Source organism: Kocuria salina, from assembly GCF_013368965.1.
Classification (GTDB): domain Bacteria; phylum Actinomycetota; class Actinomycetes; order Actinomycetales; family Micrococcaceae; genus Kocuria; species Kocuria rosea.
In genome coordinates this window covers 120151-133427 of the sequence record NZ_SSSF01000008.1, presented here as the reverse complement: position 1 = coordinate 133427, position 13277 = coordinate 120151, and the positions used below count along the sequence as shown (strand labels likewise).

General features: G+C 74.7%; 11 protein-coding genes and 1 riboswitch. Of the genes, 4 read left to right on the top strand and 7 right to left on the bottom strand.

All coding sequences use genetic code 11. The features are described 5' to 3' along the window. The first annotated feature begins 27 nt into the window (after window positions 1-27). On the top strand, window positions 28-909 hold the full coding sequence (locus E7Z53_RS15360; protein ID WP_109243393.1) for an SGNH/GDSL hydrolase family protein: 882 nt from the start codon (window positions 28-30) through the stop codon (window positions 907-909). A 34-nt stretch (window positions 910-943) separates the two neighbouring features. Here E7Z53_RS15360 and metX read toward each other — a convergent pair whose 3' ends face one another. Both metX and E7Z53_RS15350 read right to left on the bottom strand, forming a co-directional pair. After that, a complete protein-coding gene (gene metX / locus E7Z53_RS15355; RefSeq protein WP_176338146.1) occupies window positions 944-2128 on the bottom strand; it encodes a homoserine O-acetyltransferase MetX in 1185 nt (394 codons plus the stop codon). Next, window positions 2125-3537 carry a bifunctional o-acetylhomoserine/o-acetylserine sulfhydrylase gene (locus tag E7Z53_RS15350; protein WP_217905856.1) on the bottom strand — a complete coding sequence of 471 codons (1413 nt, stop codon included), beginning with the start codon at window positions 3535-3537 and terminating at the stop codon, window positions 2125-2127. Before E7Z53_RS15350 ends, metX begins: the two co-directional genes overlap by 4 nt. Window positions 3538-3613: 76 nt before the next feature. Then, a riboswitch (SAM riboswitch) is annotated at window positions 3614-3729 on the bottom strand. Window positions 3730-3872: 143 nt separating this feature from the next. Here E7Z53_RS15350 and E7Z53_RS15345 point away from each other — a divergent pair. Further along, window positions 3873-4511, top strand: a complete 639-nt coding sequence (locus E7Z53_RS15345; protein ID WP_035926403.1) for a VOC family protein — start codon at window positions 3873-3875, stop codon at window positions 4509-4511. A gap of 66 nt (window positions 4512-4577) precedes the next feature. Here E7Z53_RS15345 and E7Z53_RS15340 read toward each other — a convergent pair whose 3' ends face one another. Continuing rightward, window positions 4578-5357: a CPBP family intramembrane glutamic endopeptidase gene (locus tag E7Z53_RS15340; protein WP_052132890.1), complete on the bottom strand. Its 780-nt coding sequence runs from the start codon at window positions 5355-5357 to the stop codon at window positions 4578-4580. A gap of 113 nt (window positions 5358-5470) precedes the next feature. Here E7Z53_RS15340 and E7Z53_RS15335 point away from each other — a divergent pair, with 113 nt between their 5' ends. Beyond that, the gene (locus E7Z53_RS15335) at window positions 5471-7642 is read left to right on the top strand and encodes a S9 family peptidase (RefSeq protein WP_176338145.1); all 2172 of its coding nucleotides are present in this window, start codon (window positions 5471-5473) and stop codon (window positions 7640-7642) included. Between the two features lie 102 nt (window positions 7643-7744). On the opposite strand, the gene E7Z53_RS15330 is transcribed toward E7Z53_RS15335, so the two are convergent. The 4 genes from E7Z53_RS15330 to gatC all read right to left on the bottom strand — a co-directional run bounded on the left by E7Z53_RS15330 (window position 7745) and on the right by gatC (window position 12472). Beyond that, window positions 7745-8857 (bottom strand): NAD(P)/FAD-dependent oxidoreductase, encoded by a 1113-nt coding sequence (locus tag E7Z53_RS15330; RefSeq protein ID WP_031283182.1) that lies wholly within the window; start codon window positions 8855-8857, stop codon window positions 7745-7747. 153 nt (window positions 8858-9010) lie between these two features. Next, window positions 9011-10525, bottom strand: a complete 1515-nt coding sequence (gatB, locus tag E7Z53_RS15325; RefSeq protein WP_017833829.1) for an Asp-tRNA(Asn)/Glu-tRNA(Gln) amidotransferase subunit GatB — start codon at window positions 10523-10525, stop codon at window positions 9011-9013. After that, entirely contained in the window at window positions 10525-12171 is a 1647-nt protein-coding gene (gene gatA / locus E7Z53_RS15320) for an Asp-tRNA(Asn)/Glu-tRNA(Gln) amidotransferase subunit GatA (protein ID WP_176338144.1), read from the bottom strand. The genes gatB and gatA overlap by 1 nt, the downstream gene beginning before the upstream one ends. Before the next feature lie 4 nt (window positions 12172-12175). Further along, on the bottom strand, window positions 12176-12472 hold the full coding sequence (gatC, locus tag E7Z53_RS15315; protein WP_017833831.1) for an Asp-tRNA(Asn)/Glu-tRNA(Gln) amidotransferase subunit GatC: 297 nt from the start codon (window positions 12470-12472) through the stop codon (window positions 12176-12178). 138 nt (window positions 12473-12610) lie between these two features. Here gatC and E7Z53_RS15310 point away from each other — a divergent pair, with 138 nt between their 5' ends. Further along, entirely contained in the window at window positions 12611-13177 is a 567-nt protein-coding gene (locus tag E7Z53_RS15310; RefSeq protein WP_017833832.1) for a hypothetical protein, read from the top strand. Window positions 13178-13277: the final 100 nt, after the last annotated feature.

The window sequence follows — 13277 nt, the reverse complement described above, 5'->3', positions numbered from 1 at the left end:
GCCGGGCCCGGTGGTAGACCGGGAGGCATGACCGAGACGACGCCGGGGCCCCCGGACACCGCACCTCCCGTCCACCCGTGGCGCCGCATGGTGGCGATCGGCGACTCGTTCACGGAGGGCATCGGGGACCCGGACCCCGGCTCCCCCGGCGGGCACCGCGGCTGGGCGGACCGGGTCGCCGAGGAGCTGGACCGTCTCGCCCCCGGCCTGTCCTACGCCAACCTCGCGATCCGCGGCCGGCTCTTCCGCCAGATCGTCGACGAGCAGGTGGCACCGGCCCTGGAGCTGACCCCGGACCTCGTGACGGTCTGCGCGGGCGGCAACGACATGCTGCGCCCCGGCGGGGACCCGGACGCGATCGCCGAGGAGATGGACGACGTCGTGGGCCGGCTCGCGGCGAACGGGGCGACGGTCGTGCTGGTCGGCGGCCCGGACATCGGCGCCACGCCCGTGCTGCGCGGGATCCGGGGCCGGATCGCGGTCTACAACGAGAACGTGCGCGTGGTCGCGTCCCGGCACGACGCCGTGCTGGTGGACCTGTGGGGGCTGCGGGAGCTCGCGGACCCGGCGATGTGGGACCCCGACCGGCTGCACTTCTCGCCCCTGGGCCACCACCGGATCGCGGTCGAGGCCCTGGACACCCTGGGCCTCGCGCACGGCCTCGTGCCCGAGGTGGTGCCCGACCGCCCGCCCTCGTCCTGGCGGCAGGCCCGCGGCGAGGACCTCGTCTGGGCCCACCGCTATCTGCGCCCGTGGGTGGCCCGCCGGATCCGGCGCACCAGCTCCGGGGCGCAGGTCCGGCCGAAGCGGCCGCACTTCGGCACCCCCACCGTGCCCGGGGGCGGCGTCGCGCCCGGCGAGGGACCCGGGGCGGGCCCCGGCGACGACCGGGGTGCCGCGGACGGCTGAGCGAGCGGGAACGGCTGAGGACCCCCGTCCCGGCTCAGCGCTCGGGCAGCACGGTCTCCACGAGCAGCTTGCCGAGCTGGGGAGCCTCGATGAGGAAGCCGTCGTGGCCCGAGGGCGAGGTCAGGGTGTGCCGCCGGACGTCCCCGGGCAGCGCGGCGGCCAGGACGTCGGACTCGCGGGGCAGGTAGAGCCGGTCGGAGTCCACCGCCGCCACGAGCCACTCGCACGAGGTCACGGACAGCGCCTCCTCGAGCGTGCCGCGGCCCCGGGCGACGTCGTGGGACATGAGCGTCTCGTTGACGGCGAGGTAGCTGTTGGCGTCGAAGCGGCCCGCCAGCTTGGACGCCTGGTGGTCGAGGTAGCTCTCCACCTGGTAGCGCCCCCGCCCGCCGGCGTGCGTGTCGATGACCTGCTCCTCGGCCTGCGGCGAGCGCCCGAACCGGTGGTGCAGCTCGTCGGCCGAGCGGTAGGTGATGTGGGCGATCCGCCGGGCCAGTCCCAGGCCCGTGACGGGCAGCGGGCCGTCGTAGTAGTCCCCGCCGCGGAAGTGCGGGTCCTGGCGGATCGCGAGGTTCTGCGCCTGGCCCCACGCGAGCTGCTCGGCGCTGGACTGGGCGCACGCGGCGACCACCGCGCACGCCCGGACGCGGTCCGGGTAGGTCACGGCCCACTCCAGGGCGCGGGCCCCGCCCATGGAGCCGCCGATGACCAGGCGCCAGGCGTCGATGCCGAGGGCGTCGGCCAGCGCCGCCTCGGCGTGCACGGAGTCCCGGACGGTGATGAGCGGGAAGCGGGAGCCCCAGGGGCGGCCCTCGGGGTCCACGCTCGGCGGCGCGGGGGTCGCCGGGCCCGTGGACCCGTAGCAGCCGCCCACGATGTTGGTGCAGACCACGAACCACCGGTCCGTGTCGATGGCGGCGCCGGGGCCGATCAGGCCCTCCCACCAGCCGCCGCTCTCGGCGGCGCGCCGCTCGGCCTCGGGGGCGCCGGGGCGGGCCCGGCCGGCCGCCACGTGGGTGTCCCCGGTGAGGGCGTGCTCGACGAGCACCGCGTTGGAGGCGTCCGGGGCGAGCGTCCCCCACGTCTCGTAGGCGATCCGGACGTCGGGCAGCCGGAAGCCCGACTCGAGCTCGAGCTCGCCGATCCCGGCGACCCGCGGCACGCCGTCCTCGCGGACGGCGGTCCCGGCGCCGGAGCCCCTCACGACCGTCACGGTCACTCCTGTCCTCCCTGCGCGGCCGCGGCCGCGGCGAAGCCCTGCTCCAGGTCCGCCAGGATGTCGTCGATGTGCTCCAGGCCCACGGACAGGCGCACGAAGCCGGGCTCCACGCCGGCGGCCAGCTGCTCCTCGGGCAGGAGCTGGCTGTGCGTGGTGGACGCGGGGTGGATCACGAGGGAGCGCACGTCGCCGATGTTGGCGACGTTCGAGTGCAGGGTCAGGGCGTCCACGAAGGCGGCCCCGGCCTCCCGGCCGCCGTCGAGGACGAAGCCCAGGATCGACCCGGCGCCCCGGGGCGCGTACTTCTGCGCCCGCTCGTGCCACGGGGAGGACTCCAGCCCGGCCCAGGACACCGAGCGCACGTCCTCGCGGGCCTCGAGCCAGCGGGCCACCGTCCCGGCGTTGGCCACGTGCCGCTCCATCCGCAGGGACAGCGTCTCGATGCCCTGCTCGATGAGGAACGCGTTGAACGGGGAGATCGCCGAGCCGAGGTCGCGCAGCAGCTGCACCCTGGCCTTGAGGATGTAGGACAGGTTGACGCCGAAGGGCCCCTCCGCGCCCAGGGCCTCGGCGTAGACGAGGCCGCCGTAGGACTCGTCCGGCTGGTTGAAGCCGGGGAAGCGGTCCGGGTAGCGGCCGTAGTCGAAGGCCCCGGAGTCCACGATCACGCCGCCGATGGCCGTGCCGTGCCCGCCGAGGAACTTGGTGGCCGAGTGCACCACGACGTCCGCGCCCCAGCGCAGGGGCTGGACGAGGTAGGGGGTCGCCACGGTGTTGTCCACGATGAGCGGGACCTCGTGGTCGTGGGCGATCCCGGAGACCGTCTCGATGTCGAGGACGTCGTTGCGCGGGTTCGGGATCGTCTCGGCGAAGAAGGCCTTCGTGTTCGGCCGGACCGCCTGCCGCCACGCCTCGGGGTCGTCGGGGTCGGAGACGAAGGTGGTCTCGATGCCGAGCTTGGGCAGCGTGAACTTGAAGAGGTTGTAGGTCCCGCCGTACAGGCTGGGGCTGGCCACGAGGTGGTCTCCCGCGCCGGCGACGTTGAGCACGGCGAACGTCGTCGCCGACTGCCCCGCGCTGAGCATGAGGGCGCCCACGCCGCCCTCCAGGGCGGCGATCCGGTTCTCCACGACCTCCGTGGTCGGGTTGCCGATCCGCGTGTAGATCGGGCCGAGCTCGGCGAGCGCGAAGCGGTCGGCGGCGGCCTGGGCGTCGGGGAAGACGAAGGACGTGGTCTGGTGGATCGGCAGGGCGCGCGAGCCGGTGACCGGGTCGGGGCTCTGCCCCGCGTGGATCTGCCGGGTCTCGAAGGCCCAGCCCCCGGGGTTCTCGGGGGTGGGGCGCTCGGCCGCGGCCACGTCGGTGCGGGCGGCGGAGGCGTCGGTGCTGGAGGCGGGGAGATCGGACATGCCGTGGGACTCCTTGTGGATCTCAGGGGTCCCGTCCCGGCCGAGGCGGTGCGGCCGGGAACGGCCGGGCGCCGGGGACCCGCGCTTGCTCGCTCGCCGGTCGCGAGGAGCCTGGTCTTCACCCAGGGCACCCCACCGCGGTGGAGGGTTGCCGGCCAGCTAGCTGGGGCTTGGACGCTGGCGCTCATGACCTGGACAGCATTCTCCGGATCAGGCCCGCACGGCGTCAAGCCGGGGCCGGGCGTGACGCCCCGCCCGGGGGTGTCGCCCGCACGGTGCCCGGCGCGTCGCGGACCGATTTGGAGACGAAACTCACAGGGTGCCACGATGTGCCCATGAGAGTCGACCACGTGTCCTACGCCTGCCGCCCGGAGGGCCTGGAGACCACCACCGAGCGCATCGCCGACCAGCTCGGGATCGAACCGGTCAAGGGCGGGGTGCACCCCCGTTTCGGCACCCGCAACATGATCCTGCCGCTCACGAACCACCAGTACGTGGAGGTCGTCGAGGTCCTCCAGCACCCGGCGGCGGAGAAGGCCCCCTTCGGGCAGGCCGTGCGGGCCCGGTCCGCCGCCGGCGGCGGCTGGCTGGGCTGGGTCGTGGAGGTCGAGGACCTCGCCCCCTTCGAGCAGCGCCTGGGGCGCCGCTCCGTGCCCGGCCACCGGGTGTTCCCGGACGGCCGGTGCCTGGAGTGGCACCAGATCGGCGTCAAGGGCCTGATCGCCGATCCGCAGCTGCCGTTCATGATCCACTTCGACTCCGCCCCGGAGATGCACCCGTCCCAGGCGCGGATCACGGACGTCGGGCTCGCGGGGATGACCATCGCCGGTGCCCCGGAACGGGTCGCCGAGTGGCTGGGCGCCCCCGTCGAGACCGCGCTCGAGGACCTCGAGGTCGACTGGCGCTATCCGGACGGCACCCCCGGGGTGCTCTCCGTCTCGTTCAGCACCCCGGACGGCGCCGTCACCATCTGAGGCCGGCCTGGTCCGCGACCGGGCCCGCAGTGCCCGGCGGCTGGGCCGCGCCCCGCGGGGCGGGTCTCAGCCCAGCAGCCGGGCTGCCCCGAGGAAGCCGACGGCGTCCAGCAGGAAGTGCGCGACGACGAGGGGCATCACCCGGCCGGTGCGCCGGTAGAGCTCCGCGAAGACGAGGCCCATCACCACGTTGCCGAGGAAGGGCCCGATCCCCTGGTAGAGGTGGTAGCTGCCGCGGAACAGGGCCGTGACCACCAGCACCACGGGCCAGCTCCACCCGATGCGGGTCAGCCGGTCGGTCAGGAACGCGACCACCACGACCTCCTCGACCAGGGCGTGGCGCACGGCCGAGAGTAGCAGCACGGGCACCGTCCACCAGTGCGGGGCGAGCCCGGACGTGGTCACCTCCGCGGTGACGCCCAGGGCCCGGCCGGCGCCGTAGAGCGCCAGCGTGCCCAGGCCCATGAGCAGGAAGAGCACGGTGCCGAGGCCCAGGTCCGGGAGGGGCATCCGGGCGTCGAGGCCGATCCGCCGGCGGACGGTGCCCAGCGCTCCGGCGGAGCCGGCTAGCAGGTAGAGCGCGAGCAGCACCGGCACCAGGTCCAGGGCGATCCCGGTGAGCTGGCGCAGCAGGTCGATGAGGGGCTGCGGGCTCAGCGGCGGGTTCATCGTGGCCTGCGCCTCGGACAGCGGTCCGCGCGCCAGGTGCTCGGCGAGGGACAGCGCGGCCCAGAGGGCCGAGGCGCCCAGGGACACCCCGAGCACGAGGAGCACTTGCAGCCACAGGTCGGCGCGGGTGGAGCCGAAGGCGGGCGGTCGCGGGGCGAGGTGGGCGGGGGTGCTCATGCGGCCATTCTGGCACCGGCCCGCCGGCCGCCCTGCGCAGCCCGCGCCGGGCGCCCCCGGGCCCGCCCGGACCGCCCCTCCCCAGCCGGGGCGTCTTCCCTAGGATGGGGACCATGACTGTCCTTCCCCCGCAGATCCGCCAGCAGCCCGTCGAGCGCGCCTTCCACGGCCACGTGTTCTCCGACCCGTACGAGTGGATGCGGGACAAGGACTCCCCCGAGGTGCTGGCCCACCTCACCGCGGAGAACGAGTACGCGGAGTCCGCCACCGTCCACCTCACGGGTCTGCGGGAGACGATCTTCGGGGAGATCAAGGACCGCACCCAGGAGACCGACCTGTCCGTGCCCAGCCGGCGCGGCGCCTGGTGGTACTTCGCCCGCACCGTGGAGGGCGGCGCGCACCAGGTGTTCTGCCGGGTCCCGGCCGTGACCACCGGCGACGTGCTGGCGGACTGGACCCCGCCTGTCGTCGAGCCCGGCACCCCCATGGCCGGGGAGCAGGTGCTCCTCGACGCCAACGCGGAGGCCGCGAAGCACGAGTTCTACTCCCTGGGCAGCTTCGACGTCTCCGAGGACGGGGAGCTGCTGGCCTGGGCCGAGGACGTCACCGGCGACGAGCGCTTCACCCTGCGGGTCCGGGACCTCACCACGGGGGCGCTGCTCGCCGACGAGATCCCCGGGACGTTCTACGGGTCCTTCCTCACCCCGGACGCGCGCGCCGTGTACTACACGGTGGTGGACGAGTCCTGGCGCCCCCACCAGCTGCGCCGGCACGAGCTGGGCACCCCGGTGGCCGAGGACGTCGTCGTCCACGAGGAGGCCGACCCCGGCCTGTGGCTCGGGGCGGGCCTGTCCGCGGACCGGCGCTGGATCGTGGTGGAGGCCATGTGCTCCGAGTTCTCGGAGCAGCTCATCCAGCCGGTCGCGGACCCGGCGGCGCCGCTGCGGGTGGTGCTGCCCCGCACCGACCGGGTGCTCTACGAGGCGGAGCCCCTGCTGCTGGACGGGCGGGAGCAGATCCTGCTGACCCACGACCACGAGGCCCCGAACTCCCGGATCTCCCTCATGGACCCGGCCGACCTCGGCCGTCCGGTCGCGGAGGTGGCCCTGCGCGACGTCGTGCCGGCCTCGGACACCGTCCGCGTCAACGGCTGCGCCGTGACGGCCACGCACCTGGTGGTCTCCGTCCGGGCGGACACCACGCTGCGGGTCCGGCTGCTCCCGCTCGCCGGGCTGGGCACTGACGCCCAGGCCGCCCCCGTGGAACCGGCCTTCGCCGAGGAGCTCTACACCGCGAGCGTCTCCGCCGCGGAGCACGACGCCCCCGTGGTGCGCCTGTCCTACACGTCCTTCACGACGCCCCCGCGCGTCTACGACCTCTTCGTGGCGGGCGCCACCGGGGGCGACGGCGCACTGCCCGCCGAGCCGCTGCTGCGGCGCGAGGCCACGGTGCTCGGCGGCTACGACCCCGCCGACTACGCGGTGGAGCGGGACTGGGCCACCGCGGCCGACGGGACCCGCATCCCCGTCTCCCTGGTCCGCCGCGCCGACCTCGACCCCTCCGTGCCGGCACCGGTGCTGCAGTACGCCTACGGCTCCTACGAGCACAGCACCGACCCCGCGTTCTCGGTCTCCCGGCTGTCCCTGCTGGACCGCGGCGTGGTCTGGGCCGTGGCCCACGTGCGCGGCGGCGGGGAGCTGGGGCGGACCTGGTACGAGCACGGCAAGAAGCTGCACAAGACGAACACGTTCACCGACTACGTGGCGGTCACCGAGCACCTCGCCGCCCGGCCGGACGTCGACGAGCGGCGGATCTTGGTGATGGGGGGCTCCGCCGGCGGCCTGCTGGTGGGCGCGGTGCTCAACCTCGCCCCGGAGCGGTACTGCGGCGCGCTGGCGGCGGTGCCGTTCGTGGACCCGCTGACCTCCATCCTCGACCCGTCCCTGCCGCTCACGGCCCTGGAGTGGGAGGAGTGGGGCAACCCCATCGAGGACGCGCACGTCTACGGGTACATGCGCGACTACTCCCCCTACGAGAACGTCCGGCCGCTGCCCTACCCCCCGGTCCTCGCGGTCACGAGCCTCAACGACACCCGGGTGCTCTACGTGGAGCCCGCCAAGTGGGTCGCCGCGCTGCGGGAGGCCTCGACCTCCGGCGAGCCGGTGCTGCTGCGCTGCGAGATGGCCGGGGGCCACGGCGGCGCCTCGGGGCGGTACTCGCAGTGGAAGGACACGGCCTGGGAGTACGCCTGGGTGCTGGACCGGATGGGCCTCGCCGGCGCCTGACCCGGGCCGGCGGGTCCCGCGCGCGGTCTGCCCCGCCGGCCCCCGCGGCCGAGCGGCACGGCGGTCGACGGCACGGCGCCCGCCGCGCCGGCCCCCGGGGGCTCAGCGCCGGAAGCGGCCCGGGTCCAGGGCGGCGGCCGTCTCCCGGGAGCACCACGGACCCACGGCCCCGTCGAGCAGCAGGTCCGCGGCGGCGCGGGCCATGGCCGTGCTCGTCTGGAACCCGTAGCCGCCCTGGCCGGCCAGCCACAGGAGCCCCGGGACGTCAGCGTCGGCGCCGCACACGGGCACGCCGTCCGGGGCCTCGGTGCGCAGACCGGTCCAGGCCCGCTCGATCCCCGTGGCGCCGAGGGAGGTCACGGTGTTGAGCCGCCCCAGGAGGTCCTCGACGTCCTCGAGCACCGGCTGCGCGTCGCAGGGCTCGCTCGGCACGGCCTCGGACGGGGAGACGAGCGCGCCGTCCCCGGCCCGCCGGTAGTACCAGCCGGAGTCCGCGGCGACGACCATGGGGTGGTCCGGGGCCAGCGGCTTCGCGAGCCGCACGAGGGCCGCGGTGCGCCGCAGCGGGCGCAGGCCCAGCGGGGCCGCGCCGAACAGGCCCGCCACCTCGTCCGCCCAGGCGCCCGCGGCGACGACGACCTGCCGGGCCCGGATCCGGTCCCCGCCGGCCGTGACCCGCCAGCCGGCGCCGTCGGGGTCCGCCGCGGTCACCGGGGCGCCGGTGAGCAGCCGGGCGCCCGCCGCCGCGGCCCGGTCGCGGTGCCAGGCCACGAGCGCGGCGGCGTCGGTGCGCACGGAGGTGCTGTCGAGGCGCCCGGCCTCGACCGCGTCCGCCGGGGAGCAGGCCAGCTCGGGGCACAGCTCCACGAGCTCCGCGCGGGACAGCGGTTGCGTCCCCGGGGCGGCCTCGGCGTGCAGCCGGGCCTCGGTCCCGACGAGGACCATGCGGCTGGGCCAGGCCAGGGGCCGCGGCGGGGCCGGGTGCGGGTCGAGCAGCCGGGCCACGGTCGCCCCGGTCAGCTCCCGGACGGGGGCCGGGCCGTAGCTGGGGATCAGCTGCTCGGCCGAGCGCCCGGAGGTGTGGTGGGCCAGGACGGGCTCGGTCTCCGCGAGCACGATCCCGGCGCCGCTCCCCCGCCGCTCGGCCAGTTCCGAGGCCAGGGACAGTCCGGCGATGCCGCCGCCGATGATGAGCACGTCGCACGCAGGGTCCATGCGCCCATGCTCGCACGCCGCGCAGCGACGGGTCGCGTCCGGACCCCGCCGCGCGGCGAGGGGTCGCGTCCTGCCGGAATCCTTTGCGGATTCCCACAGGAGGCGACCCCTCGGTGTTCCGCGCACGCAGTCCTGCGCGGGCGCGGGCGGCGGTCAGCCCTGCACGCCGAGCTTCTCCAGGATCAGCTCCCGCACCCGGCCCGCGTCGGCCTGGCCGCGGGTGGCCTTCATGACGGGGCCGATGAGGGCGCCGACGGCCTGGACCTTGCCGGCCTGCACCTTCGCCACGACGTCGGGCATCTGCGCCATGGCGTCGTCGATCGCCGCGGTCAGCACGGAGTCGTCGGAGACCACGGCCAGGCCGCGCCGCTCCACGACCTCCGCGGGCGAGCCCTCGCCCTCCAGGACGTGGGCGAGGACCTTCTTGGCGAGCTTGTCGTTGATCTTCCCGGCGTCGATGAGCCCGTTGAGCTCGACGACGTGCTGCGGGGTGACGCCGAGCTCGGCGATCTCCACCTCCCGCTGGTTGGCCAGGCGGGCGATCTCGCCCATCCACCACTTGCGGGCCGCGGCCGGGGCGGCGCCGGCGGACACGGTCTGCTCGATCTCGTCGAGGACCCCCGCGTTGACGACGTCCCGGAACTCCTCGTCGGAGAAGCCCCAGTCGGTCTTGAGCCGCTTCCGGCGCTCGGCCGGGGGCTCGGGCAGCTCGGCCCGCAGCCGCTCGATCCACTCGTGGTCGGTGACGACCGGCACGAGGTCGGGCTCCGGGAAGTAGCGGTAGTCGTCGGCGTCCGACTTGGGGCGCCCGCTCGTGGTGGAGCGGGTGTCCTCGTGCCAGTGCCGGGTCTCCTGCACGATCGTGCCGCCGGAGTCGAGGACCGCCGCGTGGCGCTGGATCTCGAAGCGCACGGCACGCTCCACGGCACGCAGCGAGTTCACGTTCTTCGTCTCGGAGCGGGTGCCGAACGTGGCGCTGCCCTTGGGCATGAGGGACACGTTGGCGTCGCAGCGGACGTTGCCGCGCTCCATCTTCGCGTCCGAGATCCCGAGGTTCTTCACGATCTCCCGGATCAGGGCCACGTACACGCGGGCCAGCTCGGGCGCGCGGGTGCCGGCGCCCACGATGGGCTTCGTCACGATCTCGATGAGCGGGACGCCGGCGCGGTTGTAGTCGACCAGGGAGAAGTCCGCGCCCTGGATGCGCCCGGCGGCGCCGCCCATGTGCGTGAGCTTCCCGGCGTCCTCCTCCATGTGGGCGCGCTCGATCTCGACCGTGAACACGGTCCCGTCCTCCAGCTCCACGTCGACGGAGCCGTTCTCGGCGATCGGCTCGTCGTACTGGGAGGTCTGGAAGTTCTTGGGGGTGTCCGGGTAGAAGTAGTTCTTCCGGGCGAAGTGGGAGACCGGGCGGATCTCGCAGCCCAGGGCGAGCCCGAGCTTGATCGCGGACTCCACGGCCACCCGGTTCACCACGGGGAGCACCCCGGGCAGGCCGAGCGAGACAGGGGTGACGTTGGTGTTCGGCTCGTCCCCGAAGACGTTGGGGGCGGCGTCGAACATCTTGGTCCGGGTGTTGAGCTCCACGTGGACCTCGAAGCCCAGCACGGGGTCGTACTTCTCCATGGCCTCGTCGAAGGACAGGACCTCTTCGGTGCTCCGGTTCATCAGCGGGCTCCTCCCCGGACGGGTGCGGACAGATCGGACGCGGCGGGGCCGCCGCCCAGGTCCCGGACCAGGGCGGCGGTGTCCGGCAGCCGCTGCCAGAGCGGTCCGCCCCAGCGCTGCTCGAGCAGGGCCTCCAGGCCGGCGCCGGCGCGGTAGAGCCGGGCGTCCTGGCGTGCGGGGGCCATGAACTGGATGCCCACGGGCAGCCCGTCCTCGGGGGCGAGGCCGCCGGGGACGGAGATCGCGGGGACCCCGGCCAGGTTGGTGGGGATGGTGGCGATGTCGTTGAGGTACATCTGCATGGGGTCGGCGGACTCGTCCACGGCGCCCCGCTCGAACGCGGTGGTCGGGGACGTCGGGGAGACCAGCACGTCCACCTGCTCGAACGCGGCCGCGAAGTCGCGCTGCACGAGGGTGCGGACCTTCTGCGCCGAGCCGTAGTAGGCGTCGTAGTAGCCCGCGGACAGCGCGTAGGTGCCCAGGATGATGCGGCGCTTGACCTCGGCCCCGAAGCCGGCGGCGCGGGTGGAGCCCATCACGCGCTCGATGGTCAGGGGCCCGTCCTCGGGCAGCACGCGGTGGCCGAAGCGCACGCCGTCGTACTTGGCGAGGTTCGAGGAGACCTCGGAGGACATGATGAGGTAGTAGGCCCCCAGGGCGTACTTGAAGTTCGGGGTGGAGACCTCCACGACCTCGGCGCCCGCGGAGCGCAGCAGCTCCACGGCCTCCTCGAAGCGCTGCTGGACGCCGGGCTGGAAGCCCTCGCCCGTGAGCTCCTTGACCACGCCCACGCGCAGGCCCGCCAGCCCGCCCTCGGCGGCGCCGGCCCGGGCCTGGGCGGCGAGGTCGCCGACCGGGTCGGGCAGGGACGTGGAGTCCTGCGGGTCGTGCCCGCCGATCACCTCGTGCAGCAGCGCGGCGTCGAGCACCGTGCGCGCCACGGGGCCCACCTGGTCCAGCGAGGAGGCCATGGCGATCACGCCGTAGCGCGAGACCCCGCCGTAGGTCGGCTTGACGCCCACCGAACCGGTCAGGGCCGCGGGCTGGCGGATGGACCCGCCGGTGTCCGTGCCCAGGGCCAGCGGCGCCTGGAACGCGGTCACGGCGGCGGCGGACCCGCCGCCGGACCCGCCGGGGATGCGGGACAGGTCCCACGGGTTGGCGGTGTCGCCGAAGGCGGAGTGCTCGTTGGAGGAGCCCATCGCGAACTCGTCGAGGTTCGTCTTGCCCAGCAGCGGCATCCGGGCGGCGCGCAGCCGCCGGGTCACGGTGGCGTCGTAGGGGCTCATCCAGCCCTCGAGCATGCGGGACGCCGCGGTGGTGGGCTGCCCCTTGGTGACGATGAGGTCCTTGACCGCGATCGGCACGCCGGCGAGCTCGGGCAGCTCCTCACCGCGGGCGCGGGCGGCGTCCACCTCGGCGGCCACGGACAGGGCTTCCTCGGTGTTGACGTGCAGGAAGGCGTTGAGCCCGGTCCGGCCGCGGCTGCGGTCGGCGGGGTCGACGGGCTCGCCGTCGGTCTCCCGGATGCGGTCCAGGTGGGCCTGGACGGCGTCGACGGAGGTGATCTCGCCGGCGGCGAGCCGGCGGGCGAGCTCGGCGGCGGAGAGACCGACGGGTCCCTGGGGCGTTCCGGTGCTGCTCATGCGGCTACTCCTCGTCCAGGATCGCGGGCACCTTGAACTTGCCCTCGGCGGCGTCCGGTGCGTTGAGCAGCGACTCCTCGGCGGTGAGGGTCTCGCCCACGACGTCCTCGCGGAAGACGTTCTGCAGCGGGATGGGGTGGCTCGTGGCCGGGACGTCCGGGCCGGCGGCCTCGCTGACGGACGCGACGGAGTCGACGACGAGGTCGAGCTCCTTCGCCATGGACCGCAGCTCCTCCTCGGTCATCTCGATGTGCGCGAGCTTCGCCAGGTGGGCGACCTGCTCGCGGGTGATCGCAGACATGCGCACTCCTGCTCGTGATCGGGGGTGGTTTCCGGTCCAGTCTAGCCGCGCGGCACTCCCCTCCTTCCCGGCCGGAGGGGGCCCCGCAGGGGCATACCCTGGAGGGACGCACCGACCACCGCACAGGAGCACCCGGACATGGCCAAGAGCACCCCCGCCCGCACGAAGAAGGACCGAGGCGCCAAGAGCGGGCGCCCCGGCGCCCGCTCCGGGAAGGCCGCGCGCGCGACCTCCGCGACGGACGCCGCCAACGCGTGGCGCCAGCGGGTCAGCAAGGACGCCGCCGCGACGATCGACACGGTCATGGCCCACGTCCAGGCCGTGGCCGAGCAGCAGCTGGGGCAGCACGGGGCGTTTCCCCCCTTCCTCGTCACCGCGCGCAAGGACGGCGAGTACGAGCTCGACAGCCTGCCGGCCGAGGACGCGGAGGAGCTGAGCCCCGAGGCCGCCCTGGACGCCCTGCGGGCGCGGGCGGTGGAGCTGCGGGACGACCTCCTCTGCGCCGCGGTCGCCTTCCCCGTAACCCTGCCGGACCGCTCCGGGCAGACGGCCGTGGCCGTGGAGACCCAGCACCGGGAGGGCGAATCCCTGACGGTGATCCAGCCGTACCGGGTCAAGGGCGCGGAGCGCTCCGTGAGCTTCGGCGACGCCGGGGCCGAGCCCGCCGAGCCGTGGCTGTGGAGCCGGCCCGAGCGCACGCCGTGAGCTGAGCGCACGGTCGGCGCCGTGCCGGTGCCCGCCGAGCATGCGAGAGGGCCCCTCCGATCGGAGGGGCCCTCTCGCATGCTCTCGCGCGGCGCGGCCG

What these genes read in the sequence shown, in the direction of transcription:
- E7Z53_RS15310 (WP_017833832.1), top strand. Translation starts at nt 12,611, where the DNA reads ATGGCCAAGAGCACCCCCGCCCGCACGAAGAAGGACCGAGGCGCCAAG.
- E7Z53_RS15335 (WP_176338145.1), top strand. Translation starts at nt 5,471, where the DNA reads ATGACTGTCCTTCCCCCGCAGATCCGCCAGCAGCCCGTCGAGCGCGCC.
- E7Z53_RS15350 (WP_217905856.1), bottom strand. Translation starts at nt 3,537, where the DNA reads ATGTCCGATCTCCCCGCCTCCAGCACCGACGCCTCCGCCGCCCGCACC.
- gatA (WP_176338144.1), bottom strand. Translation starts at nt 12,171, where the DNA reads ATGAGCAGCACCGGAACGCCCCAGGGACCCGTCGGTCTCTCCGCCGCC.
- E7Z53_RS15345 (WP_035926403.1), top strand. Translation starts at nt 3,873, where the DNA reads ATGAGAGTCGACCACGTGTCCTACGCCTGCCGCCCGGAGGGCCTGGAG.
- E7Z53_RS15330 (WP_031283182.1), bottom strand. Translation starts at nt 8,857, where the DNA reads ATGGACCCTGCGTGCGACGTGCTCATCATCGGCGGCGGCATCGCCGGA.
- E7Z53_RS15360 (WP_109243393.1), top strand. Translation starts at nt 28, where the DNA reads ATGACCGAGACGACGCCGGGGCCCCCGGACACCGCACCTCCCGTCCAC.
- gatC (WP_017833831.1), bottom strand. Translation starts at nt 12,472, where the DNA reads ATGTCTGCGATCACCCGCGAGCAGGTCGCCCACCTGGCGAAGCTCGCG.
- E7Z53_RS15340 (WP_052132890.1), bottom strand. Translation starts at nt 5,357, where the DNA reads ATGAGCACCCCCGCCCACCTCGCCCCGCGACCGCCCGCCTTCGGCTCC.
- gatB (WP_017833829.1), bottom strand. Translation starts at nt 10,525, where the DNA reads ATGAACCGGAGCACCGAAGAGGTCCTGTCCTTCGACGAGGCCATGGAG.